We start from the raw sequence: 26,676 nt of genomic DNA, 5'->3' as shown, positions 1-26,676 counted from the left end.
ATTCGCGTAGCCTCACCATTCGGCACGGCCTGCTCCCTCTCCCGCAAGCGGGAGAGGGGTGGGGTGAGGGCGACGCGGGCACCGTTTCGACGATTCAGCACGGCGCGTCTCTCCGCGCTGCCAGACGGAAGTAACAACCGATGAAACTCACCCTCTCCTGGCTGAAAGATCATCTCGACACCGACGAGCCGCTGGAAAAGCTCGCCGACAAGCTCACCATGATCGGGCTCGAAGTCGAGGGCATCGAGGACAAGGCGAAGGTGCTGGCGCCGTTCACCATCGCCAAGGTGCTAACGGCCGCCAAGCATCCCAACGCCGACAAGCTGCAGGTCTGCACGGTCGACGTCGGTGACGGGGCTGCGCCGGTGCAGGTGGTGTGCGGCGCGCCGAATGCGCGCGCCGGCCTCGTCACGGTGTTCGCGCCGCCCGGCACATATATTCCGGCCAAGGACTTCACGCTCGGCATCGGCAATATTCGCGGCGTCGAGAGCCGCGGCATGCTGTGCTCGGCCGCTGAATTGCAGATCTCCGAGGATCACGACGGCATCATCGAGCTGCCGGCCGATGCGCCGGTCGGTGCCGCCTATGCGGCCTGGGCCGGGCTCGGCGATCCGGTGCTCGACATCAACCTGACGCCGAACCGGCAGGACTGCGCCGGCGTGCACGGCATCGCGCGCGATCTCGCCGCCGCCGACATGGGCAAGTTCAAGGACCCGGGTATCAAGCCGATCAAGGGCGAATTCCCGTGCCCGGTCAGTGTCACTGTCGAAGACAGCACGCTGTGCCCCGGCTTCGCGCTGCGGCTGGTGAAGGGCGTCAAGAACGGCCCGTCGCCGGAATGGCTGCAGAAGCGCCTGACTGCGATCGGACTGCGCCCGATCAACGCGTTGGTCGACATCACCAACTACCTGACATTCGATCGCTCGCGCCCGCTGCACGTGTTCGACGCCGCCAAGGTGAAGGGCAATCTGGTGGTGCGCCGCGCCAAGGACGGCGAGACGCTGCTCGCGCTCGACGGCCGCACCTACACGCTGGATTCGTCAGTCTGCGTGATCGCCGACGATCACGGCGTCGAATCGCTCGCCGGCATCATGGGGGGTGAGCTGTCCGGCTGCTCGGCCGAGACCACCGACGTGCTGATCGAATCGGCGCTGTGGAACGAGATCAACATCGCCCAGTCGGGCCGCAAGCTCGGCATCAACACCGATGCGCGCTACCGCTTCGAGCGCGGCGTCGATCCAGCCTTCATGCTGCCTGGGCTCGAGCTTGCCACCAAGCTGGTGATGGAGTTCTGCGGCGGCACGCCGTCGGAGGCGGTGGTGGTCGGCAATCCGTTCGCCGACGACAAGATCATCGACTTCCCGCTCGCCGAGGTGAAGCGTCTGGCCGGCATCGAAGTATCGCTCACCGAGATCCGCCGTATCCTCAATCACCTCGGCTTCACGGTCGTCGGGCAGGCGCCGGTGGTGAAGGTCGCGGTGCCGTCGTGGCGCAGCGACGTTCATGGCAAGGCCGATATCGTCGAGGAAATCGTCCGGATCGTCGGCGTCGACAAGGTGCCGCTGACGCCGTTCGAGCGCGGCGATGCCCCGCGCAAGCCGGTACTCACCCAGATCCAGAATCGCACCCGCCGCGCCAAGCGCGCGCTGGCGGCGCGCGGCCTGACCGAGGCGGTGACCTGGTCGTTCATCTCCAAGCCGTTCGCCGAAGCGTTCGGCGGCGGCCAGCCGGAGCTGGCGCTCGCCAATCCGATCGCGTCCGATCTGTCCGACATGCGGCCGAGCCTGCTGCCCGGCCTGATCGCCGCCGCACAGGCCAACGCCGATCGCGGTTCGCCCGATCTGTCGCTGTTCGAAGTCGGGCAGGTGTTCAAGGGCGACCGGCCGCAGGATCAATTCATGGCTGCGAGCGGCGTCCGCCGCGGTGTCGCGTCCTCCGCGGGCCTCGGCCGGCATTGGTCGGGCTCGGCGCAGGCGACCGCGCTCGATGCCAAGGCCGATGCGTTCGCGGTGCTGGCTGCGGCCGGTGCGCCGATGGCGGGGCTGCAGATTGCCACCAACAAGCTGCCGGCCTGGCTGCATCCGGGCCGCTCCGGCGCGATCCAGATCGGGCCGCAGAACGTGCTCGGCTATTTCGGCGAGCTGCATCCGCGGGTGCTCGAACAGCTCGGGGCGGATGGCCCGCTGGTGGCGTTCGAAGTGATCTTGGAAAAGATCCCCGATCCGAAGCAGCGGCCGACCCGCGCCAAGCCGGCGCTCGAACTGTCTGCGTTCCACCCGGTGTCGCGCGACTTCGCCTTCATCGTCGATCGCAAGGTCGCGGTTGCCGATATCGTCCGCGCCGCGCAGGGCGTCGACAAGAAGCTGATCACCTCGGTCAGCGTGTTCGACGTCTATGAAGGCAAGGGCATCGATCCTGACAAAAAGTCGGTGGCGATCGCCGTGACGCTGCAGCCGCGCGACAAGACCATGACCGATCAGGAGATCGAAGCGGTCGCGGCCAAGATCGTGGCGGAAGTCACCAAGAAGACCGGCGGCAGCCTGCGCGGCTGAGGCCGCTCAGCGCCACCACGACGGCGTGCCGCTCGCGGTGGCGGGCGGGCGCTGCTCGCGCTGACGCTGCGGTTCGCGCCGCGGCTTCTGTTTGCGTAGGGGCTTCTCCGGCGCGGGCTCCTTGACGGCGCCGATCTTCTTCAGCGCGGCGTCGGCGGCGCGTTCGCCGGATTCCCAGGCGCCCTGCACCGTGCCGAACAGCGTTTCGTGGGTCGCTTCACCGGCAAAGAACAGATTGCCGAGCGGCTCGCCCAGCACCTTGCGCGACGGCTGGCCGCCGGGCTCCGCCGCCGACATCGCGCCCAGCACGTAAGGCATCTCGTTCCAGCGCGTCACCGCCTTGCGTTCGACCGCGCCTGCGATGTCGCTGCCAAACAGCTTGCCCAGCCATTCGATCGCGAAATCCTGCATCGCGGCTTCGCCCTGCGCGGCGAGCTGGCGCCCGAACGAGCCGGCGACGTCGACCGTGCACAGCGAGGTACCGCCGATATTGCCCACCAGCGTCGCGGTGCGGATGTCGTCGGCGCGTTCGATGATGGTCTCGTCGCGCGATAGCCCGAGCGGGTTACCTTTGAACTGCAGCGCGATGCGGTCGATGCTGCCGAGGCTCAGCCGTGCTGCGGCGTCGAGCTGCCGTTTCGGCAGTTCGGGGGAGAACCCCAGATTGCCCGAGGTCAGCACATTGGTCGACGCCGTGACGATGATGGCGCGCGCACCGATCCGGCCGGCTGTGGTTTCGACCGCGAGATCGCGCCCGCTCCACACGATCCGCTTCACCGGGGTCGACAGTGCAATCGGCAGCGAGGATGCGAGCTGGGTCAGCAGACTGCCGACGCCTTGCGGGCAGCCGAGCAGCGCGGTGCGGTCCAGCGTCCGCACCGCGTCCATCGCCGACAGCGCGCGCAGGTCCTTGCTGGTCGTCGCCGGGCCCAGCACATATTCGATCGTCGCCGCCCAATCACCGAGATCGTTCGGCAGCGCGGCCGCGCAGGAAATATCGGACTTGCCGCGTGACGCATCGCTGATGGCGCGGCTGGCACGGACGAAGGCCGCCAGAAAATCCTCGGTCTCGCGCGAACGGGCGTTGCGGCGTCCGATCCTGACCTTCTGGCCGGGGGCGACAGGCGTCACCGCAAAGCCGGAGCTGCGCGCCAGCCGGACCAGCGGGTTGCTGTCGGGGTTGTGCAGCCAGCGCGCGCCGCGGTCGAACGGCGCTGCGAAACTGGTGGTATCGGTGACGCAGCGCCCCCCAATCTCCGAGGCGGCCTCGACCACGATTACCTTGCGGCCGGCCGCCACGATCCGCCGCGCCGCCGCGATCCCGGCGGCGCCGGCGCCGACCACCACGACCTCCGCCTCGCGCGGCAGAGCGGCGTTCGCCCGCCCGCCCAACACGGGCAGCAACGCAAGCCCGGCAGTAGCGCCGAGCAAGCCCTCGAGCAGGCTGCGTCGCGAAATCGTCATGGCATGGTTTCCGAAAGCTTGGAGGCGGCCGGGGCGATCGACCGGCGCGGCCAATGGCGGCCGGCGCGGCGACTATCCGGTGGGGCGACGGCACGGCGTCCCGCGACTGTGACCAATGTGTTGAACTCCGTCGCGTTTCGCGTCGTCCGCCGACTGTTTCGGCGAGGCGACACGGCCCGGCCAACCTCGTCAACTTGCCGGAATCGCTTCCGGCCGGCAACCGTTCGTGGTGAACGATGCGTAACTGCGCGAGGAATCAGATGAACTAAACTGCAACGGCTTTGCTCGACGATCATCCACGAACGCGATGTGACGATGTCGCAGCATGATCCCGCAGGAGCGCGGCAATGGGTGTGGTGCTCGAGACTATCGGCAAGTTGATCGCCAGCTACTTGCAGAAGGAAGAGCCGGGCTACGAGCCGTTCACCCCGAGCGATCCGGACCATCTCCGTACCATCATGGAGCCCGGCGACGTCCTGCTGGTCGAGGGCAACAGCCGGATCGCCGGCATCATCAAGTATCTGACGCAATCGACTTGGTCGCACGCCGCGCTGTATGTCGGCCCGATCGACGGTGTCACCGAGCCGGACGGCGAGCCGCACGTGCTGGTCGAGGCCAATATCGGCGAGGGGGTGAGTTCGTCGCCACTGTCGCGGCACCTTGCCTACCACACGCGGGTGTGTCGCCCGGTCGGCCTTTCTTATGAAGACCGCCACACGGTGTGCCGCTATGCGATCAATCGCATCGGCTTCGGCTACGACACCAAGAACATCATCGACCTGATGCGCTATCTGGTGCCGCTGCCGGTGCCGCAGCGCTGGCGCCGACGGATGATCGCGCTCGGCTCCGGCGATCCGACCAAGATCATCTGTTCGGCGCTGATCGCGCAGGCGTTCGAGGCGGTGCGCTATCCGATCCTGCCGAAGATCACCAAGGCCGGCAGCCGCGCGGCGCGGCGCGAGATCCTGCACATCCGGCATTCGACGCTGTACATGCCGCGAGACTTCGACATCTCGCCGTATTTCGAGGTGGTGAAGCCGACCATCGTCAACGGCTTCGACTACACGACGCTGCATTGGGCCGACAAACCGAAGCCGGTCGTCGAGAGTGACAGCCCGTTCGCGTCGCAGATCGAGGGGTCCGAAAGTGCGCCGTCGCTGGCAACGCAGACAGCCGAAGCCGATCCGGCTCTCGATCTTGCCGGGCCGCCCAAACTCGGCGCAGTCGCCTAAACCTCAGCGCCCGCCGCACCAGCCGTCGCGATGTCCGCCGCCATAGGCGCGGGCATAGCCGCCGTCGAGCAGTGCGTTCGACACGTTGGCGGTGCGTTTGGTTGCAACGTCCGCCACGACGCGGCCCTGATACTTGTCGGGACCGATGTTGTAGATCGCGACCTCGCCCTCGGCGAGCAGCCGGCGCAGCTCGTCTGCGGCGGCCTCGGCCATCCGCAATTCGCGGGCGCATTGCGCTTTCAGCTCTGGCGCATCAATGCCGCGCAGGCGCACCCGCGTGCGCAGGTCCGTGCCCGGCCATAGGTGCACCCGCGCATCGAAGGTGTCGCCGTCGATGGTGTACAGCACGTCGACCGGGTGCCGCGTGGTCGGATTGCCGGCGCGCCGCCACACCGTTTCGCTGTCGTTATCTATTCCCTGCGACGCCGGCGGCTGCAGCCAAGGCAGATGCAGCAGCCAATGCCGCGCAGGCAGCATGGTGCCGGCCGCAACGCCGAGCACGAACACCCATGGCCATAGTCGGCTGCGCCAGGGCAGCCGCGAAATCCGAACCGGGTTCGTTCTCGGATATGGGGACATACTCGTGCGATAGCCCGAGTCGGCAAATGGCACAATAATTCTGCGCAATCACTGGTTGTGATGAGCTTGGCGCTCCGCCAAGGCTCAGAAATCCGACGCGATGCCTTTGACTTCCCAGTCGCCATAGCGGGTCGGCTCAGGACCCTTTGGACCCTGGACTTCCTTGGCGCGCGCTTCGGCATGCTTGGCGGCTTCGACCCGGCGGGCTTCGGCTTCGGCGAGGGCGCGCTTGGCCGCTTCTGGGAGATCCTTGCGCGGCGAGGCGGCATCCATGGTGGCGGACTTCGGATCGGGATTTGTCATCGGCGGACGCCTTTCTTCATCGCGCGGGGCGCAGGTCATCACCGGCAGGGGCTACGGCGATTCTTACATTTGGCATATTCGAATGCCATCCACGGCAGACCAGCGCGCGGCCTCGCGCGGCGTCTCTCCTCCTGCTGTGATACCCTCAATCCATGCCTGCTCCAAGATTCGCCCAAGCTTCCGAGGTGCCCGGCCTCGCTGCGCGCCGCATTGCCGCGGACATTCTGGACGGCGTGCTGCAGAAGCGCCGCATGCTCGACGACCAGCTCGAAGGCCCGGCCGCGCATCCGGGTCTGAAGACACTGTCGGATCGTGACCGCGCGCTGATGCGCCGGCTGGTCGCGACGATTTTGCGTCGTCTCGGAACGCTGGAAGGGCTGCTCGCCAAGCTGCTCGATCGCGGCGTGCCGACCGATGCGCCGCGCGCCAAGAGCGCGCTGTTGATCGGCGCCGCGCAAATTCTCTGGATGGATGTGCCGGACCATGCCGCCGTCGATCTGTCGGTGCGGCTGGTGCAATCCGACCGTCGCGCTGCCAAATATGCCGGTCTCGTCAACGCCGTGCTGCGCCGCTGTGCGCGGGAAGGTCAGCCGTTGGTCGAGGAACTGGCGGCCGGAACGCCCGACGTGCCGCAATGGCTGCTGGCACGCTGGAGCGAACATTACGGGGCCGAGATCGCGCGTGCGATCGCGCAGGCGATCAGCCACGAACCCTCGCTCGACCTCACGGTGAAATCCGACCCGGCGCATTGGGCGGCGCGGCTGCACGGCGAAGTGCTGCCGACCGGCACCGTGCGCACGCTGCTGCAGGGCTCGGTGCGGATGCTGCCGGGCTTTGATGAAGGCCAGTGGTGGGTACAGGACGCGGCCGCCGCGCTGCCGGCACGGCTGTTCGGCAATATCGCCGGCAAGAGTGTTGCCGATCTTTGCGCGGCCCCTGGCGGCAAGACTGCACAGCTCGCCGCCGCCGGCGCCCGGGTCACGGCGATCGACCGTTCGCCGGCCAGAGTCGCGCGATTGCGCGAAAACCTGGCGCGGCTATCGCTCGAGGTTGAAACCGGCGTCGCCGATGCGGCCGAATGGCGGGGCGATGCGACCGCCGAGTTCGACGCGGTGCTGATCGATGCGCCCTGCGCCTCGACCGGCACGATCCGGCGGCATCCCGACGTCGCCTGGCTGAAGCAGGAGAGCGACATCGGCGCGCTCGCTGCGGTTCAGAATCGGCTGTTGAAGAAGGCGGCGTCATTGCTGCGACCTGGCGGTACGCTGGTGTATTGCACCTGTTCGCTCGAGCCCGAGGAGGGCGAGCAGGCGATCGCCGCGCTGCTCGACGCCGAGTCGTCGATGCGCCGGCAGCCGATCGATCCGGCAGAAGTCGCTGGTCTCGCCGAGATCGTCACCGCAGATGGTGCGCTGCGGACCCTGCCGTGCCATCTGCCGCACAGCGATCCGCGGCTCGCCGGGCTCGACGGCTTCTATGCCGCGCGGCTGGTGAAGTCGTTGTAATTCTTCAAGTTTGATCGGCCGTGGGGCGTGGCGCAGCAGCGCCCGTCCACATTCGCCTATCGCCAGGGTGTGTGAACGCCAATTCCAGATTAAAAGGATTCGCAACGAATTTTCGTTAACTTGAGGTTGCTTTGGTCCAGAACAATCTTTCGTCTCCGCTGCGCGCATGTCTGCAGAGCCGTTTCAGTCGAAGCTGTACCGGACTGGACGATTGTCCGACGTCTTGCGCGGTCTGACGTCGGCCGTCCGTAGGGGGCAGCAACGTGATGCTTACCAACGACCCGGGGCTCTAGCGCAGGTGTCGGCCACCCCCCGCAGAGGAATTTCGGCGCTGATCATGGGCCGCTTCGCGCGGACCGTGATGGCGCGCGCCTCCGGTGGTTCGGTGGCGGTGACCCGGCTGTGGCCCGGCCGCACCGATCGGCTGATCATCGCGCCGCACGATCTGCGTACCGCGGATGCGACCCGCGCCGCCGAAGTCTATGCCGGCCGCTTTGTCTTCGCAGGTAAGATCGTCACCTGTCACGGCCGCTCGATCTTCGATCTCGAACCGCCCTCCGACGACTGGGAAGCTGCGCTGCTCGGCTTCGGCTGGCTGCGCCATCTGCGCGCCGCCGACACCGCAATCACTCGGGCCAACGCCCGTTCGCTGGTCGACGACTGGCTCAGCAACATGTCGCGCACCGGCCCGGTCGGGCGGCGGCCGGACGTGCTGGCGCGACGGGTGATCTCGCTGTTGTCGCAGGCGCCGCTGGTGCTGTCCGACACCGATGGCAAGTTCTATCGTCGTTACTTGCGCGGCCTGACCCGCGAAATCCGAGCGCTGCGCTACGCGCTGCTCGATGTGCAGGACGGCGTGCCGCGGCTGCAGGTGCTGATCGCGCTGTGCTACGCGTCGCTGTGCCTCGCCAACCAGGCGCGGCAGATCCGCGGCGCCACCAAGAAGCTGTCGGACGAGCTGCAGCGCCAGATTCTCCCGGATGGCGGCCATATCTCGCGCAATCCGAGCGCGCTGATCGAATTGTTGATCGACCTGTTGCCACTCCGCCAGACCTTCGCGGCCCGCAACATCGCGCCGCCGCCGGCGCTCCTCAATGCGATCGACCGGATGATGCCGATGCTGCGGTTCTTCCGCCACGGCGACGGCAATTTCGCGTTGTTCAATGGCATGAGCGCGACGCCGTCCGATCTGCTCGCGACGCTGCTGGCCTATGACGACAGCCAGGGCACGCCGCTCGCCAGCATGCCGCATTCCGGCTACCAGCGGATCGACGCCGGCACCACGCTGGTGATCGTCGATGCCGGCACGCCGCCGCCCGCCAACGTCAGCCAGGAGGCGCATGCCGGTTGCCTGTCGTTCGAATTGTCGTCGGGCCCGTGCCGGATCGTGATCAACAGCGGCATGCCGACCACCAATCGCGAGAGCTGGCGCGGCTTTGCCCGCTCGACGGTGGCGCACTCCACCGTCACCTGCCACGACACATCGTCCTGCAGCTTCGTCGAGCGTTCGGCGATGAAGCGCTTCCTGCACGGCGCGCCGGTGGTCGGCGGTCCGCGTCAAGTCGAAAACCGCCGTGAAGAAGTTGCCGGCGGCGTGCTGCTGACGACGTCGCACGACGGCTACCGCGACAAATTCGGCGTGCTGCATCGGCGTGTCCTCATGGTGAAGCACGACGGCAGCCGTGTCGACGGTGAGGATAGCTTGTCTCCGGTGCAGGGCGGCCGACACCGCGCCGCGCAGGCCGACTATGCCGTGCGCTTCCACCTGCACCCGCTGGTCAAGGCCAGCCGTCTGCACGACGCCCGCGGCGTGATGCTGGTGCTGCCCAATCGCGAGGTTTGGACCTTCGAGGCGGCGGACGACAAGGTCGACCTTGAAGAGACCGTGTTCCTGGCTGGCAATGACGGGCCGCGGCGCTCGACCCAGATCGTGATCCGGCAGAACTCGATCGAAGCGCCGAACTTGCGCTGGAGCTTTATCCGCTCCAATGCGTCGCCGCAGGCGACCAGTGCCCGCCGCGCCGCCCGCCACGAGCCTGAACTGCCGCTCTGAGGCGCATTCCCTGAAATATGAAGCCTTCGGCGACCTTGGTCGCCGTTGTCGAGAGCGGTGAAAACTGCTACCGAACCCACGCCTCGCGCGACTGGCGACGTTAGGATGGAGCACCATCGGGAAGCGCGGGACGTATCTGCCGCGCGCCTGGGCATAGCTTTCCTTCCAACAGAAGATCGTGCCCCATGACCCAGAATCCTCGTCGCGTCACCCGTGCCCTGTTGTCCGTGTCCGATAAGACCGGTCTGATCGATTTCGCCCGTGCGCTCGCCGGCCATGGCGTCGAACTGGTTTCGACCGGTGGCACCGCCAAGGCGATCGCCGCCGCGGGACTCCCGGTCAAGGACGTCTCCGAGCTGACCGGTTTCCCTGAGATGATGGATGGTCGGGTCAAGACGCTGCATCCGAAGGTGCATGGCGGCCTGCTGGCGATTCGCGACAACGACGAACACACCCAGGCGATGGCCGCGCACGGCATCCCGCAGATCGACCTGCTGGTGGTGAACCTCTATCCGTTCGAAGCCACCGTCGATAAAGGCGCATCCTACGAGGATTGCATCGAGAACATCGACATCGGCGGCCCGGCGATGATCCGCGCCGCGGCCAAGAACCACGACGACGTCGCGGTGGTCGTCGAGGCTAGCGATTACCAGGCGGTGCTCGACGAACTCGCCGCCAATTCTGGCGCCACCACGCTGCCGCTGCGCAAGCGCCTCGCTGCCAAGGCCTATGCGCGCACGGCCGCTTATGATGCGGCGATCTCCAACTGGTTCGCGCTGCAGCTCAAGACCGACGCCCCGGATTTCCGCGCGATCGGCGGCCGGCTGATCCAATCGCTGCGCTACGGCGAGAATCCGCACCAGACCGCAGCGTTCTACGCCACGCCCGAGAAGCGCCCCGGCGTCGCCACCGCGCGCCAGGTGCAGGGCAAGGAGCTGTCCTACAACAACATCAACGACACCGACGCCGCCTATGAGTGTGTCGGCGAGTTCGACGCGGCGCGTACCGCGGCCTGCGTCATTGTCAAGCACGCCAATCCTTGCGGCGTCGCCGAGGGATCGAGCCTGCTCGACGCCTACAAGAAGGCGCTGGCTTGCGACTCCGTCTCGGCGTTCGGAGGCATCGTCGCGCTCAACCGCACGCTCGACGCCGAAGCGGCGCGCGCCATCACCGAGATCTTCACCGAAGTGATCATCGCGCCGGACGCCACCGACGAAGCGATCGCGATCGTCGCGGCGAAGAAGAACCTGCGGCTGCTGCTGGCGGGCGCGCTGCCCGATCCGCGCGCCAACGGCCTGACCTACAAGACCGTCGCCGGCGGCCTGCTGGTGCAGAGCCGCGACAATGCGGTGGTCGATGACATGGCGCTGAAGGTCGTCACCAAGCGGCAGCCGACCGAAGCCGAGCTGCGTGACCTGAAGTTCGCGTTCCGCGTCGGCAAGCACGTCAAGTCCAACACCATCATCTATGCCAAGGACCTCGCCACTGTCGGTATCGGTGCCGGTCAGATGAGCCGCGTCGACTCCGCCCGCATCGCCGCCCGCAAGGCGCAGGATGCGGCCGAGGCGATGAAGCTCGCCGCGCCGATGACCAAGGGCTCGGTGGTGGCCTCCGACGCGTTCTTCCCGTTCGCCGACGGCATGCTGGCCTGTATCGAAGCCGGCGCCACCGCAGTGATCCAGCCCGGCGGCTCGGTTCGCGACGACGAAGTGATCAAGGCTGCGGACGACGCCGGCATCGCCATGGTGTTCACCGGCACCCGGCACTTCCGACACTAACAAAGGACGACGAATAGCGGGACAGCGACCGTTCGCGTTGCTGTCCCGCTTCGTTTTTCACGCCGCAGCACCTTTCTGCTGAGCGCTTGCGGCGTGCTGCGCAGCTCGCCGGCTCTCGACCGCATCGGCCAGCTCGTGCAGCACCGTCTCGGTCGTCGCCCAGTCGATACAGCCGTCGGTGATGCTCTGGCCGTATTGCAGCGGCCGACCCGGCGCCACATCCTGCCGACCGGCGACCAGATTGCTCTCGATCATCACGCCGATGATGCGGCTCTCGCCAGCCGCCATCTGACGCCCGATATCGGCCGTTACCTTCGGCTGGTTGTCCGGCTGCTTGCTGCTGTTGGCGTGGCTGGCGTCGATCATCAGGCGCGGCGGCAGGCCGATCTTGCCGAGTACCGCTGCGGCGGCTTCCACACTTGCGGCATCGTAGTTCGGTGTGACGCCGCCGCGCAGGATGACGTGGCAATCACTGTTACCAGTGGTGGCCGCGATCGCATTGCGCCCGCCCTTGGTCACCGCCATGAAATGATGCGGCTGCGCCGCGGACTTCACCGCCTCCGCGGCGATCCGGACGTTGCCGTCGGTGCCATTCTTGAAGCCGATTGGGCATGACAGGCCTGACGCGAGTTCGCGGTGGATCTGGCTCTCGGTGGTGCGCGCGCCGATCGCGCCCCAGGCGACGAGATCCGCGATGTATTGCGGCGTGATCAGATCGAGGAATTCGGTCGCCGCTGGCAGGCCGAGATTGTTTACGGCCGACAGCACTTCACGCGCCAGCCGTAGCCCCTTGTCGATCCGGAAGCTGCCATCGAGATCGGGGTCGTTGATCAGTCCCTTCCAACCCACCGTGGTGCGCGGCTTTTCGAAATACACCCGCATCACGATCTCGAGCCGGTCGGCCAGGGTCTCGCGCAGCGCCGCCAGACGGCTGGCATAGTCCATGGCCGCGGCCGGATCGTGAATCGAACAGGGGCCGACAACGACGAGGAGCCGGTCGTCGGCTCCGGTCAGGATGGCATGAATCGCGCTGCGGCTCGCCGCAACGGTACGCGTTGCGGTCAGTGTGCGCGGAATCTCGCCCATCACCTCAGCAGGCGTACTCAGCTCGGTGATTTTCTGAAGGCGAAGGTCGTCTGTGGTGGTCAACACGGCAGTTGCTCCTTGTCAGGAGACCTGCCGGCTCAAACGAAAAAGCCGCCAGGTCTGGCGGCTTTTCGGATTTTGATGCTGCAATCGTCAGATCGCGCGAAATCCTCCCGCCGCCAGCGAGCTGCTAAAATAAAAGTACCAGTACGAGGCGGTCAGGTGGATCATGCCCGCTCCTATAGACCAGGTCGGCGTGTTTGTCCACGCACCGGCGCGATCAGTCCGCCGAGCGCCGGACCTGGGTCAGCAGCGCCAATCCGGCGACGAAGAACAGCACCAGCACGGCCATACCGGCCTTCTGGCTGCTCGCCAACGCCGTGACACTCGCGATCAGCAGCGGACCGATGAATGAGGTGACCTTCCCGGTGAGGGCGAACAAGCCAAAATACTGCGCGATCCGGTCCCGTGGGGCGATCCTGATCAGCAGCGTGCGCGATGCGGCCTGCAGCGGGCCCCCGGCGATGCCGATCAGGCAGCCGAGCAGCAGGTAGGCGCGTTCTGCAGGTGATGCGAACAGCGCTGCGCCCGGTTGCGGCGGCGTCACCTCGATCAGCAGCACGTGGCTCGGATCGATCAGCAGGATGCCGGCGATCGCGACCAGCAGGAGCAGCAGTGAGCCGGTGATCACTCGTTTGGAGCCGAATGCATCGTCGAGGCGTCCGCCGGTGAAGGCGCCGATGGTGGCGGCGATCGCCAGGATGACGCCGAAGGTGCCGATCTGGATCGTGCTCCAGCCGAAGGTGCCGGTGGCGTAGATGCCGCCGAATGCGAACAGCGACACCAAGCCGTCAGTGTAGATCATGTTGGCGAGTAGGAAGATCGCCAGCGAACGCCGCCGCGGTAGGTCGCGCAGCGTCTCGCCGAGTTCTCGCAGGCCCTCGCGGATCGCGGCGCGCGGCGCGAGCTTGGCGGGGAAATCCGGTGTCAGCAGAAACATCGGCAGCACGAACACCACGAACCACATCCCGGTGAGCGGGCCGCTGATGCGGTCGCCTTCATGCAGCGCCGGGTCGAGTCCGAACCACGGCGTGATGCCGAGCAGCGTCTTGCCGGTCTCCGGGCTGGCGGCGAGGAAGCCGAGGACCAGGATCAACGACAGGATGCCGCCGACATAGCCGGTCGCCCAGCCGGTGCCCGATAGGCGGCCGATCTTCTCCGGCGGCACCAAGTTGGGCATCATGGCGTTGTTGAACACGGTGGCGAACTCAACCCCGATGGTGGCGAGTGCGTAGGCGATCAGCAGGGGGAGAATCGTATTCGGTTCGCCTGGCTTGCCGAACCACATCAGCATCGATCCGATCACCAGCATGCCGCCGAACAGCGCGATCCACGGCTTGCGGCGACCGCTGGCATCGGCGATCGCGCCGAGCACCGGCGACGCCAAAGCGATGACGAAACCGCTTGCCGCGGTGGCGAACCCCCATAGCGATTGGCCGGTTGCCGGATCGGGGGCCACGTAGGTGGCGAAATAGGGCGCGAAAATGAAGGTGGTGATCAGCGTGAAGTAAGGTTGCGCCGCCCAGTCGAACAAGATCCAACCGACGACGGCGCTCTGTGGCGGATAGCGGATCGGTTCACGAGTTTGCGCGATGCCTTCCGCAAGCGATGACGACATCTTGTTCCTTCCGCCGGCCGGACCGCGTTTTGCCCCGCGGCTTCGATTGCCTATAGGATTCGTCCGGCGCGTGGCAGCCTGCGCCGCAGAAATCGGAGCCGCTTGATGATCACACTGCGCGTCCCGCAACGCATTTTGATGACGCTGGCCGCGCTGGTGCTGGTGGTGATCCCGCTCGCCGCGCCGGCGCAGGATATGCGCAGCGGCATGGCGCGCGGGCCGACCCAAGCGGTGGTCGCCAAACACGGCATGGTAGTGGCGCAGGAACGGTTGGCTGCGAAAATCGGCGCCGGCTTCCTGTCCCGCGGCGGCAATGCGATCGATGCCGCGGTGGCGACCGGCTTCGCCATGGCGGTCACCTATCCGCGTGCCGGCAATCTCGGCGGCGGCGGCTTCATGGTGATCCATTCCGCGACAAAGAATGAGGATGTGGCGATCGACTATCGCGAAACCGCGCCGCAGGCCGCCACTCAGGACATGTTTCTGACCGACGGCAAACCCGACCCGGACAAATCGCGCAAATCCGCGCTCGGCATCGGTGTGCCCGGCACTGTGGCTGGATTGGCGCTGGCGCTCGAGAAATACGGCTCCGGCAAGTTCAAGCTAGCGGATGTGATCGCGCCGGCGATCGCACTCGCCCGCGATGGGATCACCGTCGCCGACGACACCGCCGACACGCTACCGGATTGGCACGCCTGGCTGTCGCGCTGGCCTTCCACCCGCAAGGTGTTCGCTCGTCCCGACGGCTCGCCGCTGCAGGCCGGCGACAGGCTGGTGCAGCCCGATCTGGCGGCGACGCTCGAAGCCATCGCCAAGCAGGGGCCGGACGGTTTCTACCGCGGCCCGATCGCCGAGAAGTTGTCACGCGGCATTCGCGACGCCGGCGGGTTGATCACGCCCGAGGATCTCGCCGGCTATCAGCCAATGCTGCGATCGCCGCTACGCGGTAACTATCGCGGCTACGATATCGTGGCGATGCCGCAGCCGTCGTCCGGCGGCGTCGTGCTGATCGAAAGCCTGAACATCCTCGAAGGCTATGCGATGCGCGACCTCGGGCAGGGCACGCCGCCGTCGCTGCATCTGCTGATCGAAGCGATGAAGCGCGCCTATGCGGATCGCGCCCGCTATCTCGGCGATCCTGCCTTCAGCGAGGCGCCGGTGACAAAGCTGCTGTCGAAGGACTACGCAGCGAGCCTGCGGGCCGGCATCGATCCGCAGCGCGCCACTCCGGTCGCTGAGCCGCTGCCGCAGCCGCGCGAAGGCCAGAACACCACGCACTTCTCGGTCGCCGATGCCGAGGGCAATGCGGTCAGCAACACCTACACGCTCAACTTCTCTTACGGCGTCGGACTGGTAGCGGATGGCACCGGCGTGCTGCTCAACAACGAACTCGACGATTTCACAGCGGCTCCCGGTGCCTCCAACGCCTACGGCCTGGTCGGCTTCGCCGCCAATCTGCCGGCGCCCGGCAAACGGCCGCTGTCATCGATGTCGCCGACGATTCTGCTGAAGGACGGCAAACCGGTGCTCGTCACCGGCTCGCCCGGCGGCAGCCGCATCATTTCCGCAGTGCTGCAGGTGATCGCCAATGTGATTGATTACCGGATGAACGTCGCGGACGCCGTGGCGGCGCCGCGGCTGCATCATCAATGGCTGCCGGACGAGGTACGGGTCGAAGGCGGATTTCCCGAAGCGACCTTGGACACGCTCCGCGCGATGGGCCACCGCATCGTCACCCCGCTCGGCCAGACCTCGGCGAATTCTATCCTGATCGACGCTGACGGCTTCCATGGCGCCCCCGATCCCCGCACGCGGGGCGCGACGGCGGCGGGGAATTGATACCTGGCGTCGTTGCCGGGCTTGACCGGCAACCCATCGACTTTGAAGCATGGGCCTTTCCGAAGATGATGGATGCGCGGGCCTTCGCCGCGCCGAAGGGGCTTCGGCCCCGCAGGCGGGTCAAGCCCGCGCATGACGTCCAACAGCCGCAACCTCTCGCCGCAAGCGAATGCCGGTCGCGTTGGCTAGCCTTCCGATGATTTCGACTTTCACAGAACCGGAGCTACCCTCGCGGGATGGCGATCGGGTTCGCGTCAGGGAGAGGGCATCAGATGGCATCACTGCAAGGCAAGACGCTGTTCATCACCGGGGCGAGCCGGGGAATCGGGCTCGCGATCGCCCTGCGGGCGGCGCGGGATGGAGCCAATGTGGCGATCGCCGCCAAGACCACCGAGCCGCATCCGAAGCTGAAGGGCACCATCTACACGGCGGCCGAGGAGATCGTCGCGGCGGGCGGCAAGGCGCTGCCGCTGGTCTGCGACATCCGCGACGAGGCGCAGGTGATCGACGCGATCGGCAAGACGGTCGCGGAGTTCGGCGGCATCGACATCTGCGTCAACAACGCCAGCGCGATCAGCCTGACGAATTCGCAGGCGACCGACATGAAGCGCTACGACCTGATGATGGGCATCAACACCCGCGGGACCTTCATGGTGTCGAAATATTGCATCCCGCACCTGAAGAAGGCGGCCAATCCGCACATCCTGATGCTGTCGCCGCCGCTCGACATGAAGGCGAAGTGGTTCGCTGCTTCGACCGCCTACACCATGGCGAAGTTCGGCATGAGCATGGTGGCGCTCGGTCTCTCGGGCGAACTGAAGCACGCCGGTGTTGCGGTGAATGCGCTGTGGCCCCGCACCACGATCGCGACCGCCGCGGTCGGCAATCTGCTCGGCGGCGACGCAATGATCCGCGCGAGCCGCACGCCGGAGATCATGGGTGACGCCGCCCATGCGATCCTGACCAGGCCCTCGCGTGAATTCACCGGCCAGTTCTGCATCGACGACAGCGTCTTGTATGAAGCCGGCGTTCGCGACCTCGAGCCATATCGCGTTGATCCGAGCGTGCCGCTGATGTCGGACTTTTTCGTCCCCGACGACGACGTTCCCCCGCCCGGCGTCAAGGTGACGCCGCTGCCGATGGGATAGGCGCCTGCCGTAGGCAGCTTCACTCTCGCCAAGCACAGCGCGCTCCCTCTCCCGCCTGCGGGAGAGGGTTGGGGAGAGGGCGACGCGGACGACGACCTCTCGATGTCGATGAAGAGAGGTGCGGCAGGCGCTGTGTCTGGGGCGCCCTCACCCCCTCCCTCTCCCGCAGGCGGGAGAGGGAGCTGTCGTGCTTGGCGCGCCGGTCGTTGCTCTCATCGAAGCTGTTACTTACGCCTTGCCGATTTCGTACGGTCCGCCTTTTTCCAGCGCGCGGTTGTAGGCAGGGCGGGCGTGGATGCGTTCGAGCCACACCTGCGCCTTCGGGTAACGCTGATCGAGGCCGCCGCGTGAGGCGGCGGCTTCCAGCGGAAAGCTCATCTGGATATCGGCGGCGGTGAACTCGTCGCCAGCGAAATACGCAGCCTTGCCGAGTTCGCTCTCCCAATAATCCATGTGCAGCTTGAGCTGCGGATCGACGAAGCCGGTCAGCGCGCCGGAGGCGACCAACTTGACCAGCGGCCGCACCAGCGCAGGTGCGCGTTGCGGCATCATCGAAAACAGCAATTTCAGCAGCAGCGGTGGCATCGCCGAACCCTCGGCGTAGTGCAGCCAGTAGGTGTAGCGCAGCCGCTCTGGCGTGTTCGGCGGCGGGATCAACCGGCCGTTCCCATAGGTGCCGACGATGTATTCGATGATGGCGCCGGACTCGGCGATGGTGTTGCCGTTGTCGGTGATCACCGGGGACTTGCCGAGCGGATGAACGGCGCGCAGCTCCTTCGGCGCCATCATGTCCGGCTGACGTTGATAGCGCTTGATTTCGTAAGGGGTGTCGAGCTCCTCCAGGAGCCACAGCACGCGTTGCGAGCGGGAGTTGTTGAGATGATGGACGGTCAGCATGTCGCGAAGATCCCGGATGTCTGTCAGTGATTGAAGCGGCACCAGCCGTGAGAACGCGCACCGCCTTAGCAGAGTTTCCGCGGCGCGGGACATCACAGTTCCGAAGGTCGCGAACCTGGACCGCGACCCGGTTGATCGGCCGCGGCGGACGCGCTACGGTCGGTATGGGATGACGACAATCATATAAGGCGACCTCGCCGCTGCCGGAGGAGATCATGACCCAGCCCCCACCGCAATTCCTGTTTGACTTCGGCAGTCCCAACGCCTTCCTGGCCCACGAGGCGATCCCGGCGATCGAGCGGCGGATCGGCGTCAAGTTCGACTACGTGCCGGTGCTGCTCGGCGGTATCTTCAAGGCGACCAACAACAAGTCCCCGGCGGAAACGCTGGCCGGAATCAAGAACAAGCGCGAATTCCACGCGTTGGAAACCGAGCGCTTCCTCAAGCGCTACGCGGTGAAGCCGTATGTCTGGAATCCGCATTTCCCGGTCAACACGCTCAACCTGATGCGCGCCGCGGTTGCGGCGCAGCTCGACGGCGTGTTCGACCAATACGTCGAGGCCGCGTTCCACCATATGTGGGTGGAGCCGAAGAAGATGGACGATCTCGAAGTCGCAGCGGCGGCGCTCTCGTCCTCCGGGCTCGACGGCAAGGGCCTGCTGACCCGCGCTCAGGAGCCGGAGGTGAAGGCGAAGCTCATCGCCAACACTGAAGACGCCGTGCAGCGCGGCGCGTTCGGCTCGCCGACCTTCTTTGTCGGCAAGGAGATGTTCTTCGGCAAAGAACAGCTCCGCGATGTCGAAGAGCTGTACGGCTGAGCGTTGCCTGCGACATCGTCCTGGCGAAGAGCGGAGCGACGAAGCAGTCCAGTCGCGCCGTTCTGAAAACGTGGATTGCTTTGCTTCGCTCGCAATGACGAGGCCTGAGGGAGTGCCTGCATGACGACACGCAACGCAACCGTCGCGGTGATCGGAGCCGGCGATTATATCGGGGCGGAGATCGCCAAGAAGTTCGCCGCCGAGGGCTTCACTGTGTTCGCTGGCCGACGCAACGGGGAGAAGCTGGCACCGCTGGTGGCGGAGATCGAAGCCGCCGGCGGCCGCATCGTCGCTCGCTCGCTCGATGCGCGTAACGAAGATGAGGTGACGGCATTCCTGAACGCTGCCGACGCCCACGCGCCGCTTGAGGTGACGATCTTCAACGTTGGCGCCAACGTCAATTTCCCGATCCTGGAGACCACCGATCGGGTGTTTCGCAAGGTCTGGGAGATGGCGTGCTGGGCGGGCTTCGTGTCGGGGCGAGAGTCGGCGCGGTTGATGCTGGCGCACGGGCAGGGCAAGATCTTCTTCACCGGCGCGACCGCGTCGTTGCGCGGCGGCTCGGGCTTTGCGGCGTTCGCCTCCGCCAAATTCGGACTGCGCGCGGTGGCACAGTCGATGGCGCGCGAACTGATGCCGAAGAACATTCACGTGGCACATCTGATCATCGATTCCGGCGTCGACACCGCCTGGGTGCGCGAGCGCCGCGAACAGATGTTCGGCAAGGACGCGCTCGCCAATCCCGACCTGCTGATGCCGCCGGCCGCGGTCGCCGGTGCTTACTGGCAGCTCTATCAGCAGCCGAAGAGCGCCTGGACGTTCGAGATGGAAATCCGTCCCTACGGCGAGAAGTGGTGAGGGGTATGCCGGCACAGTGCTCGCAGCGGCAGCGCGATCCGGCTAAGACTCGCGAAAATCTCGGGAGGACGTGATGCGGATTCTGATCGTTGGTGCCGGTGCGATCGGCGGCTATTTCGGCGGCCGGCTGTTGCAGCTCGGGCGCGACGTCACGTTTCTGGTGCGGCCCGGCCGTGCGGCGGAATTGACGCGCGACGGGTTGGTGATCAAGAGCCCGCACGGCGATGCGACGATCCACAATCCTCCGGCCGTGCAGGCATCGGCGCTGACGCCCGACTACGATCTGGTGGTGCTCAGTTGCAAGGCGTTCGATCTCGACGACGCGATTGCCTCGTTCCGCGGCGGCGTAAGCCCCCGCACCGCGATCCTGCCATTGCTCAACGGCATGAAGCATCTCGACGTGCTCGACACCGCGTTTGGCCGCGACCGCGTGCTCGGCGGCCAATGCGTGATCGCTGCGACGCTCGATGCGCAGCGCCATGTCGTGCAGCTCGCTCCGATGAGCGCGATCACGTTTGGCGAGCGCGATGGCGCGTTGTCGGAGCGCGTGGCGCAGATCGCGGTGGCGCTCGGCGGCAGCGACTTCGGCGTGAACGCATCGCCGGTGATCATGCAGGAGATGTGGGAGAAGTGGGTGTTTCTGGCGACGCTCGCCGGTTCCACCTCGCTGATGCGCGGCGCGGTCGGTGAGATCCTGGCGGCGCCCGGCGGGGCCGACTTCATGCTCGGTGTGCTCGACGAGATCACCTCGATCGCGGCAGCGGCGGGCCATCCCCCGCGTCCGGCGGCTGTTGAACGCACTCGCAGCATGCTGCTCGCCGAAGGCTCGATGCTGACCGCGTCGATGTTTCGCGACATCCTGGCGGGCGCCAGAATCGAAGCCGATCATGTGGTCGGCGATCTGATCGATAGAGCCGACGAAGCCAAGGTTCCAGTGCCGCGGCTTCGGGTGATTTACACCCATCTCAAGACCTACGAGCGGCGTCGCGGCTGAGGTCGAAAACCGGCTTGTTCCACGTCGCGGAAGCGAATGAAAATCATTCGCTGAGTCGCGCCTCATTCTTTGGTCGAACATCCCGTTTGGCGTGTTCGTCCGTCCTCGTACGCAGACGAGGGCGCACCTCGCAAGTCGCGATGGTTCTTGCAATTTCGAGGCATTTCATCGAAAAGCAGCAAGTGTCGATCGCACCGCACAAAACGCGCGTCGTCGTGGCGCAAATTTGGGCATTTTGATTTCGATCAAACGTGCGGTCCCGAAACCGGGGATGGTGCAGTCACCTGCCCGCCGAAGAAAAGATTGATCAGATGAATCAAGCCCTGAATTCGAAGCGGATCACCCTTGGCGAGGGTGGTCTCACGGTCGTGTTCGCATTGACCACGATCCTGTCCATCTATGCGGCGATTTACGCCAAAGATGCTCCCTTCGCATTTCATGCCGCGCTTGCGGCCGCGTTCAGCGCCTGGGCGGTGTTCGCGATCATCGTTCGGCATCGCAGCCGTTCGGGCCTGCCGCCGCAGGAAATCAACGGCGCTCCGAATTACAATCTCGGGCCGATAAAGTTCCTCTCGTTCATGGCGATGTTTTGGGGCATCGCCGGCTTCTCGGCCGGCCTCTACATTGCCTTGGAACTCGCCTATCCGGGCTTGAACATCGCCCAGTGGGTCAACTTCGGCCGGCTCCGTCCGCTGCACACGTCGGCGGTGATCTTCGCATTCGGCGGCAACGTGCTGCTCGCCACCTCGTTCTACGTGGTGCAGAAGACCACCCGGGCGCGACTCGCCGGTGACTTGGCGCCGTGGTTCGTGGCAATCGGCTACAACTTCTTCATCGTCATCGCCGGCACGGGCTATCTCCTGGGTGTCACCCAGTCGAAGGAATACGCCGAGCCGGAATGGTACGCCGACCTCTGGCTCACCATCGTCTGGGTTACCTACCTGCTGGTGTTCCTGGCGACGCTGATGAAGCGGAAAGAGCCCCACATCTACGTGGCGAACTGGTTCTATCTCGCCTTCATCATCACTATCGCGGTGCTGCACCTCGGCAACAACCCGACGCTGCCGGTCAGCTTCCTCGGCTCGAAGTCCTACATCGCCTGGTCGGGCGTGCAGGACGCGATGTTCCAGTGGTGGTACGGCCACAACGCGGTCGGCTTCTTCCTCACCGCCGGCTTTCTCGCCATCATGTACTACTTCATCCCGAAGCGGGCTGAACGGCCGGTCTATTCCTATCGGCTGTCGATCATCCACTTCTGGGCGCTGATCTTCCTGTACATCTGGGCTGGTCCGCACCACCTGCACTACACCGCACTGCCCGACTGGACGCAGACCCTCGGCATGACCTTCTCGATCATGCTGTGGATGCCCTCCTGGGGCGGCATGATCAACGGCCTGATGACGCTGTCGGGCGCCTGGGACAAGCTCCGCACCGACCCCGTGCTGCGCATGATGGTGGTGTCGGTCGCCTTCTACGGCATGTCGACCTTCGAAGGTCCGATGATGGCGATTAAGGCGGTCAACTCGCTCAGCCACTACACCGACTGGACCATCGGCCACGTCCACTCCGGCGCGCTCGGCTGGGTCGGCTTCGTCTCCTTTGGAGCTCTGTACTGCCTCGTGCCGTGGGTCTGGGGCCGCAAGCAGCTCTACAGCATCCGCCTGGTGAACTGGCACTTCTGGATCGCGACCCTCGGCATCGTCCTCTACATCTCGGCGATGTGGGTGTCGGGCATCCTGCAAGGTCTGATGTGGCGTGCCTACACCTCGCTCGGCTTCCTCGAATACTCGTTCATCGAGTCGGTCGAAGCGATGCACCCCTTCTATGCCATCCGCGCCGCCGGCGGCGGCCTGTTCCTGATCGGCGCGCTGATCATGGCATACAACCTCTGGATGACCGTTCGCGTCGGCGAACGGTCCGAGGCTCAGCCTCGCGTCGCCCTGCAGCCTGCCGAGTAAGGAGAGCAAACAATGTCTATCTGGGCTCGGCACAAGATCTTCGAGACGAATTCGGTCGTCCTGATTGTCGGCATCCTGCTCGTGATCGCGATCGGTGGTCTCGTCGAAATCACTCCGCTGTTCTACCTCAAGAGCACGATCGAAAAGGTCGACGGGGTGCGTCCTTACACCCCGCTCGAATTGGCAGGCCGCAACATCTACATCCGCGAGGGCTGCTACCTGTGCCACTCGCAGATGATCCGTCCGCTGCGTGACGAGATCGAGCGTTACGGCCATTACTCTCTGGCCGCGGAGTCGATGTACGACCATCCGTTCCAGTGGGGTTCCAAGCGTACCGGTCCGGATCTCGCCCGGGTCGGCGGCAAATACTCCGACGACTGGCACGTCGCGCATCTGAAGAACCCGCGTTCGATCGTGCCGCAGTCGGTGATGCCGAACTACGCATTCCTCGCCGACAACAAGGTCGATGTCGCCAGCCTGTCGGATCACCTCAAGACCAACCGCACCCTCGGCGTGCCCTACAGCGACGAGGACATCGCCAAGGCGGCGGCCGACGCCAAAGCGCAGGTCGATCCGGAAGGAGCCGCCGCGGCCGATCTGCAGAAGCGCTACCCCAAGGCGGTGGTGCGCAACTTCGACGGCCAACCGGGTGACCCGACCGAACTCGATGCGCTGGTTTCGTACCTGCAGATGCTCGGGACCCTGGTCGACTTCAAACTGTACGACGAAAAAGCGAACCTTCGCTGAGGCGGCGACATGAAAGCGATCATCTACTTCGACAACATCGCGTCCAGTCTCGTCACGACATGGTGGACGCCGCTGTTCATGGCCATCTTCGTCGCCATCGTGGTGTATGCGCTCTGGCCGAAAAACAAAGAGGCGTTCGACGAGGCCGCCCAGATGCCGCTTCGAGAGGACTGAGACGACCATGGCTGACCATGCACATCACGGCGAAATCGACAAAGTCACCGGCACGGCCACGACCGGCCACGAGTGGGACGGCATTCAGGAACTGAACACGCCGCTGCCGCGGTGGTGGATCTGGACCTTCTACGCCACCATCATCTGGTCGATCGGCTACTTCATCGTCTATCCGGCGTGGCCGCTGATGAACGGCTACACCCACGGCCTGTTCGGTTACTCCTCGCGCGCCGAACTCGACGTCGATCTCGCCAAGCTCAACCAGGTTCGCGGCGAGAAGATGCAGGCGCTGGCGACCGCCTCGCTCGAGGAGATCGAGAAGAACCCGGCGCTACTCGCTCTGGCTCGCGCCAAGGGCAAGGTGGTGTTCGGCGACAACTGTGCCCCGTGCCACGGCTCGGGCGCTGCCGGCGGCAAGGGCTTCCCGAACCTCAACGACGACGATTGGCTGTGGGGCGGCTCCCTCGAGCAGATCGAAAAGACCATCAAGTACGGTGCGCGCTCCGGTAACGACGAAGGCCACATGGGCAACATGCTGGCATTCGGCAAGGACGGCACTCTGACCAAGGATCAGATCGTTCAGGTCGCTAACTTCGTTCGTTCGCTGTCGGGCCAGTCGACCCGGCCGGGCGTCGATCTGGCGGCCGGCAAGCAGATCTTCGCGGAGAACTGCGTTGCCTGTCACGGTGAAGACGCCAAGGGCAATCCCGAACTTGGTGCGCCCAACCTGACCGATAAGATCTGGCTGTACGGTGGTGACGAAGCCACCATCATCGAGACGATCACCAACGGCCGCGGCGGCGTGATGCCGGCGTGGATCGGTCGCCTCGATCCCACCACCATCAAGGCGATGGCGGTGTACGTCCACTCGCTCGGCGGCGGCAAATAGCCGACGCTCGCGGGCGCGCAGAACCTCGTGTGTTGGGGGACACGCGAGGTTGTGATCTGCGCGCCCGGAATTGAGCTTGCGCTCGACGATAGAAGAAGTGGAAAAGAACCCTCGATATGAATAAGCCCCTGCGCGCGACGGACCTGCAGCCGGACGACGACGGCCCGCTGTACACGGCCCAAAAGAAAATCTTCCCCCAAAGCGTGTCCGGCCCGTTCCGGCGAATCAAATGGATCCTGATGGCGGTCTGCCTCGGGATCTATTACTTTTTGCCCTTCGTGCGATGGAACCGCGGTCTCGGCGCGCCCGATCAGGCGGTGCTGATCGACCTCGCCAACAACCGGTTCTACTTCTTCGCCATCGAACTGTGGCCGCAGGAAATCTATTACTTCACCGGCCTGTTGATCGTCGCCGCCATCGTGCTGTTCCTGATGAACGCCCTCGGCGGCCGGGTATGGTGCGGTTATTTGTGCCCGCAGACGGTCTGGACCGATCTGTTCTACGCGGTCGAACGGTTCGTCGAAGGCGATCGCCGCGAGCGGATGCGCAAGGCCGGCGAAGGCTTCAAGATGCAGCGCGCAGCGGAACTCGCGCTCAAACACTCGATCTGGTTGATGATCGCGTGGTGGACCGGCGGCGCCTGGGTTCTGTACTTCGCCGACGCTCCGACCCTGATCAAGGAACTGGTCACCTTCGATGCGCCGATGGTGGCGTATATCTGGATCGGCATCCTCACCTTCACCACCTACACGCTGGCCGGCTTCATGCGCGAGCAGGTCTGCGTCTACATGTGCCCGTGGCCCCGCATTCAGGCGGCGCTGACCGACGAATGGGCGCTCAACGTCACGTATAAGTACGATCGCGGCGAGAAGCGTTCGTCGCTCAAGAAGGCGGCGCAGCTCCGGGCGCTCGGTGAGCCGGTCGGCGATTGCGTCGACTGCAACCAGTGCGTGGCCGTCTGCCCAACCGGCATCGACATCCGCAACGGACCGCAGCTCGATTGCATCCAGTGCGGCCTGTGCATCGACGCCTGCGACAACGTGATGAAGAAGATCGGCCGCCCGACCCGGCTGATCGGCTATGACAACGACATCAACATCCATCGCCGGATGGAGGGCAAGCCGGAGGTCTTCAAGCCGGTCCGCGCCCGTACCGTGATCTACTCGCTCATCATCGTCGCGATCGGTGGTGCGATGGTGTACAAGCTGGCGAACCGCAGCCTGCTCGACGTCAACGTCCTGCACGACCGCAACCCGGTCGCGGTGCGGTTGTCCGACGGCTCGGTGCGCAACGGCTACACCATCCGCTTCCTCAACAAGCGCGGCTTCGACCGCGTGGTGGCGGTCGACGTCGAAGGTCCGCCGAATGCGATGATCCACATCGTCGGTGCGGACTCGATCACGCCGGCACGGCCGATGATCATCCTCGGCCGCGACACCACCACCGAGCTGCGGGTGCTGGTCGACTCCAACGCAAACGATGACGTGCCACAATCGGTGCCGGTGACTTTCCATGTCACCGATATCGGGCTGGGTGAGGTCGCCTCCACCAAGGACGTCTTTGTTACGCCCTGATCCGAACCGGAGCCTTATGATGAGCCGTTCGAAATCATCGCCGCGTCCTCTCACCGGCAAAGTCGTTCTTGCCGTGCTGGTGGCGTTCTTCGGCATCGTGTTCGGCGTCAACGGACTGATGATGACGCTGGCAATCAAGACGCTGCCGGGCACCGAAGTCGACAGTGCCTACGCAGCCAGCCTCGCTTACGAGCGTGAGATCGCAGCCGCGCGTGATCAGGATCAGCGCGGCTGGAAGGTCGAAGCCAAGGTCGAGCGCAAGCCCGACGGCGCCGCGGTGCTGCAGGTCGAGGCCCGTGACAAGGCCGGCCTGCCGCTGGCCGGTCTGAACTTCTTCGGCCGGCTCGAGCGGCCCTCCGACAAGCGCTACGACCGTGAGGTTGCGCTCGCGGAGGTGGGAAGCGGCGTGTACCGCGGCGATGCCAATGGCGTGCTGCCGGGCCGTTGGGATCTGGTTCTGGAAGGGGATCAGGGCGGCGTTCGCATGTTCCTCTCCAAGAACAAGCTGCTGTTGAACTAAGCGCCGATCCGGCAGGCGTGACGAGGATCG

General features: G+C 65.4%; 22 protein-coding genes and 1 riboswitch. Of the genes, 16 read left to right on the top strand and 6 right to left on the bottom strand.

Annotated elements, in window-relative coordinates; translation table 11 throughout:
* The first annotated feature begins 140 nt into the window (after positions 1 to 140).
* Positions 141 to 2,552, top strand: a complete 2,412-nt coding sequence (gene pheT / locus HZF03_RS00190; protein ID WP_012493881.1) for a phenylalanine--tRNA ligase subunit beta — start codon at positions 141 to 143, stop codon at positions 2,550 to 2,552.
* Positions 2,553 to 2,558: 6 nt separating this feature from the next.
* On the opposite strand, the gene HZF03_RS00185 is transcribed toward pheT, so the two are convergent.
* The gene (locus tag HZF03_RS00185) at positions 2,559 to 4,016 is read right to left on the bottom strand and encodes a flavin monoamine oxidase family protein (RefSeq protein WP_119019142.1); all 1,458 of its coding nucleotides are present in this window, start codon (positions 4,014 to 4,016) and stop codon (positions 2,559 to 2,561) included.
* Between the two features lie 347 nt (positions 4,017 to 4,363).
* On the opposite strand from HZF03_RS00185, the gene HZF03_RS00180 reads away from it, so the two are divergent.
* Positions 4,364 to 5,248, top strand: a complete 885-nt coding sequence (locus tag HZF03_RS00180; RefSeq protein ID WP_119019143.1) for a YiiX/YebB-like N1pC/P60 family cysteine hydrolase — start codon at positions 4,364 to 4,366, stop codon at positions 5,246 to 5,248.
* Positions 5,249 to 5,251: 3 nt separating this feature from the next.
* Here HZF03_RS00180 and HZF03_RS00175 read toward each other — a convergent pair whose 3' ends face one another.
* Together HZF03_RS00175 and HZF03_RS00170 are read right to left on the bottom strand one after the other, a co-directional pair.
* Positions 5,252 to 5,827 carry a thermonuclease family protein gene (locus tag HZF03_RS00175; RefSeq protein WP_119019144.1) on the bottom strand — a complete coding sequence of 192 codons (576 nt, stop codon included), beginning with the start codon at positions 5,825 to 5,827 and terminating at the stop codon, positions 5,252 to 5,254.
* Between the two features lie 84 nt (positions 5,828 to 5,911).
* Entirely contained in the window at positions 5,912 to 6,130 is a 219-nt protein-coding gene (locus HZF03_RS00170) for a DUF1674 domain-containing protein (protein ID WP_011155602.1), read from the bottom strand.
* Positions 6,131 to 6,282: 152 nt separating this feature from the next.
* Between HZF03_RS00170 and HZF03_RS00165 the strand changes: the two genes are divergently transcribed.
* The 3 genes from HZF03_RS00165 to purH all read left to right on the top strand — a co-directional run bounded on the left by HZF03_RS00165 (position 6,283) and on the right by purH (position 11,466).
* Entirely contained in the window at positions 6,283 to 7,635 is a 1,353-nt protein-coding gene (locus HZF03_RS00165) for an RsmB/NOP family class I SAM-dependent RNA methyltransferase (RefSeq protein WP_119019145.1), read from the top strand.
* 337 nt (positions 7,636 to 7,972) lie between these two features.
* Positions 7,973 to 9,688, top strand: a complete 1,716-nt coding sequence (locus HZF03_RS00160; protein ID WP_165858150.1) for a heparinase II/III family protein — start codon at positions 7,973 to 7,975, stop codon at positions 9,686 to 9,688.
* Between the two features lie 77 nt (positions 9,689 to 9,765).
* Positions 9,766 to 9,848: riboswitch (ZMP/ZTP riboswitch) on the top strand.
* A 25-nt stretch (positions 9,849 to 9,873) separates the two neighbouring features.
* Positions 9,874 to 11,466 (top strand): bifunctional phosphoribosylaminoimidazolecarboxamide formyltransferase/IMP cyclohydrolase, encoded by a 1,593-nt coding sequence (purH, locus tag HZF03_RS00155; RefSeq protein WP_119019147.1) that lies wholly within the window; start codon positions 9,874 to 9,876, stop codon positions 11,464 to 11,466.
* Positions 11,467 to 11,523: 57 nt separating this feature from the next.
* Here the strand turns inward: purH and HZF03_RS00150 are convergent, their stop codons facing one another.
* Complete coding sequence (locus tag HZF03_RS00150) at positions 11,524 to 12,618, bottom strand: 3-deoxy-7-phosphoheptulonate synthase (protein ID WP_119019148.1); 1,095 nt, start codon at positions 12,616 to 12,618, stop codon at positions 11,524 to 11,526.
* Positions 12,619 to 12,832: 214 nt separating this feature from the next.
* A complete protein-coding gene (locus tag HZF03_RS00145; protein WP_012493873.1) occupies positions 12,833 to 14,230 on the bottom strand; it encodes an MFS transporter in 1,398 nt (465 codons plus the stop codon).
* Positions 14,231 to 14,335: 105 nt separating this feature from the next.
* Here HZF03_RS00145 and ggt point away from each other — a divergent pair, with 105 nt between their 5' ends.
* Together ggt and HZF03_RS00135 are read left to right on the top strand one after the other, a co-directional pair.
* A complete protein-coding gene (gene ggt / locus HZF03_RS00140) occupies positions 14,336 to 16,069 on the top strand; it encodes a gamma-glutamyltransferase (protein WP_119019149.1) in 1,734 nt (577 codons plus the stop codon).
* 272 nt (positions 16,070 to 16,341) lie between these two features.
* Positions 16,342 to 17,217, top strand: a complete 876-nt coding sequence (locus tag HZF03_RS00135) for an SDR family oxidoreductase (RefSeq protein WP_119019150.1) — start codon at positions 16,342 to 16,344, stop codon at positions 17,215 to 17,217.
* A 228-nt stretch (positions 17,218 to 17,445) separates the two neighbouring features.
* Here the strand turns inward: HZF03_RS00135 and HZF03_RS00130 are convergent, their stop codons facing one another.
* Complete coding sequence (locus HZF03_RS00130; protein WP_119019151.1) at positions 17,446 to 18,114, bottom strand: glutathione S-transferase; 669 nt, start codon at positions 18,112 to 18,114, stop codon at positions 17,446 to 17,448.
* 215 nt (positions 18,115 to 18,329) lie between these two features.
* Between HZF03_RS00130 and HZF03_RS00125 the strand changes: the two genes are divergently transcribed.
* The 9 genes from HZF03_RS00125 (at position 18,330) to HZF03_RS00085 (ending at position 26,646) form a co-directional block, all read left to right on the top strand.
* Positions 18,330 to 18,932, top strand: a complete 603-nt coding sequence (locus HZF03_RS00125) for a 2-hydroxychromene-2-carboxylate isomerase (protein WP_119019152.1) — start codon at positions 18,330 to 18,332, stop codon at positions 18,930 to 18,932.
* Between the two features lie 120 nt (positions 18,933 to 19,052).
* Positions 19,053 to 19,790 carry an SDR family oxidoreductase gene (locus tag HZF03_RS00120; RefSeq protein ID WP_119019153.1) on the top strand — a complete coding sequence of 246 codons (738 nt, stop codon included), beginning with the start codon at positions 19,053 to 19,055 and terminating at the stop codon, positions 19,788 to 19,790.
* 73 nt (positions 19,791 to 19,863) lie between these two features.
* On the top strand, positions 19,864 to 20,784 hold the full coding sequence (gene panE, locus HZF03_RS00115) for a 2-dehydropantoate 2-reductase (RefSeq protein ID WP_119019154.1): 921 nt from the start codon (positions 19,864 to 19,866) through the stop codon (positions 20,782 to 20,784).
* A 311-nt stretch (positions 20,785 to 21,095) separates the two neighbouring features.
* Positions 21,096 to 22,742, top strand: coding sequence for a cytochrome-c oxidase, cbb3-type subunit I (ccoN, locus tag HZF03_RS00110; protein WP_011155590.1), 1,647 nt, complete (start codon positions 21,096 to 21,098; stop codon positions 22,740 to 22,742).
* A gap of 12 nt (positions 22,743 to 22,754) precedes the next feature.
* A complete protein-coding gene (gene ccoO, locus HZF03_RS00105; RefSeq protein ID WP_011155589.1) occupies positions 22,755 to 23,489 on the top strand; it encodes a cytochrome-c oxidase, cbb3-type subunit II in 735 nt (244 codons plus the stop codon).
* Between the two features lie 9 nt (positions 23,490 to 23,498).
* Positions 23,499 to 23,663 carry a cbb3-type cytochrome oxidase subunit 3 gene (locus tag HZF03_RS00100; protein ID WP_011155588.1) on the top strand — a complete coding sequence of 55 codons (165 nt, stop codon included), beginning with the start codon at positions 23,499 to 23,501 and terminating at the stop codon, positions 23,661 to 23,663.
* A 7-nt stretch (positions 23,664 to 23,670) separates the two neighbouring features.
* Positions 23,671 to 24,552, top strand: a complete 882-nt coding sequence (gene ccoP / locus HZF03_RS00095; RefSeq protein ID WP_012493866.1) for a cytochrome-c oxidase, cbb3-type subunit III — start codon at positions 23,671 to 23,673, stop codon at positions 24,550 to 24,552.
* Positions 24,553 to 24,668: 116 nt separating this feature from the next.
* A complete protein-coding gene (ccoG, locus tag HZF03_RS00090) occupies positions 24,669 to 26,126 on the top strand; it encodes a cytochrome c oxidase accessory protein CcoG (RefSeq protein WP_119019155.1) in 1,458 nt (485 codons plus the stop codon).
* A gap of 19 nt (positions 26,127 to 26,145) precedes the next feature.
* Positions 26,146 to 26,646, top strand: a complete 501-nt coding sequence (locus tag HZF03_RS00085) for a FixH family protein (RefSeq protein ID WP_042441354.1) — start codon at positions 26,146 to 26,148, stop codon at positions 26,644 to 26,646.
* Positions 26,647 to 26,676 lie beyond the last annotated feature (30 nt).

Source organism: Rhodopseudomonas palustris (assembly GCF_013415845.1).
In the GTDB taxonomy this organism is placed as follows: Bacteria; Pseudomonadota; Alphaproteobacteria; order Rhizobiales; family Xanthobacteraceae; genus Rhodopseudomonas; species Rhodopseudomonas palustris_F.
This window is presented reverse-complemented; position numbering and strand designations above follow the sequence as displayed.